A 1,427-nucleotide genomic window follows, 5' to 3' on the forward strand; every position below is an offset into this window, starting at 1 on the left:
TAATGCCAGTCAGTTAAGCTGACTGGCATTTTTATTTCTGATCGGATACTTCGGCGATTTGAGCCGGATGGCTCGGGGATAAATACGCTCCTCTCGCCGATGAGGCAGGACATAGTGCGGCGCTGAAGCATGAAGCTCGGCCAGGTATTTGGGGATGTTCCCGGAGCGGTCGGCCGAGACGCTGTTGATAAACCCTAAAATTGCCCAGGTGCAGGCGGTAAAACTCATTTCGCACGGGTAAATTCCCGGACAGTGACGGCTCATTTCTACCATCTGATAGCGCAACAGGTTGTAGCCCAGCAACACGCCCCACAGCTCCTGCTCGATCATCTCGGGTGTCTTGCTGCGCAAGGTATAGCTGCTGTTGAGCAGCGTCTGTTTCATCTCCCGAAAGCCCAATTCGATCTCCCATCGCTGGCTGTACAGGTCGACTATTTCGTCAGACGGGAAGCGCAGCGGGTCGGTCATCGACGTCAGGATCTGACACACCTTGCCCTTGACGGTTTTGCTCAGAAGTCGCGCAATCAGGCGCTCGGGCAGTCCCGGCCATTGCTTGCGGGCCTGCGGCGAAGTGCTTAACGAGACCATGGCATCCTGACGGCCCAAACGCTGAACAACTTCGTACTGCGCACCCTTGCGCAGTGGCATCAGCCAATGGCGTTCGGTGCCTGCTTGCTGCCACTGGTGCAGCAATCCCAGGGAGTAGAAACCGCGATCGAATAGGGTCAACGAGTGATCGGGCGTGGTGTCGATCAGTTGTTCGGCCAGTTTCATTTCGTTGCTGCGATAGCCATCAAATGCGCTGCCGATCAACATGTGGCTCGTCAATTCCATCTGACAGACCATGCGTACCTGGGGAAAACCGGTGTCGCCGTGCTGGTTACTGGCCGAATCGTAGCGCGCTCGATTTTCGCGGGTGTCAGGCGTTCGCCAGACGACACCGTCGACGCTCAACAAGCGCAAACCGGCCCAAGTCGGATGCTCAGCTGCTTCATGCCAACTTTTCTGAGTCAGGTCGAAGACTTGTCGTACGGCTTCGCTACCTAGTCTCTGACGTGCCTGGACTACGGCGCTGGGGGCCACTAACGGGCGTTGCCCCGGCAGCATGATGTTCATGCGACTGACCACATCCCACGCCGACATGCGCCGGAAGAACGCCATGGAAATCACGCACCAGAGCATCATTTCCAGCGGCAAGCGCCGCTTGCGCAGCGTCGCCACGCCGGCCTGTTCAAGCGCCTGCTCGACCAAAGAAGGATCGAGTAAGGAATCCAATCCCTCGATTGAGTTTGGAGTGGAAGCGAAGTTGTGGGTCAGTTCCAGTGCCCGAGCGAGACGCATAAAAAAATCCGATGCCAGTTCAGGCATCGGATTTTGATTTCTTGCGGCCAAAGGTCAAGCGAGATGGCTTAACTGATCGGCATTAG

At 56.6% G+C, this 1,427-nt stretch carries 1 protein-coding gene; it reads right to left on the reverse strand.

Going from position 1 to position 1,427, the window contains the following annotated elements; genetic code table 11:
• Nucleotides 1–9: 9 nt before the first annotated feature.
• Nucleotides 10–1,341, reverse strand: coding sequence for an IS4 family transposase (locus SOP85_RS30960; RefSeq protein ID WP_323629399.1), 1,332 nt, complete (start codon nt 1,339–1,341; stop codon nt 10–12).
• Between the last annotated feature and the right edge of the window lie 86 nt (nt 1,342–1,427).

The sequence above is a fragment of the Pseudomonas sp. YuFO20 genome (genome assembly GCF_035064975.1).
Lineage (GTDB): Bacteria > Pseudomonadota > Gammaproteobacteria > Pseudomonadales > Pseudomonadaceae > Aquipseudomonas > Aquipseudomonas putida_AE.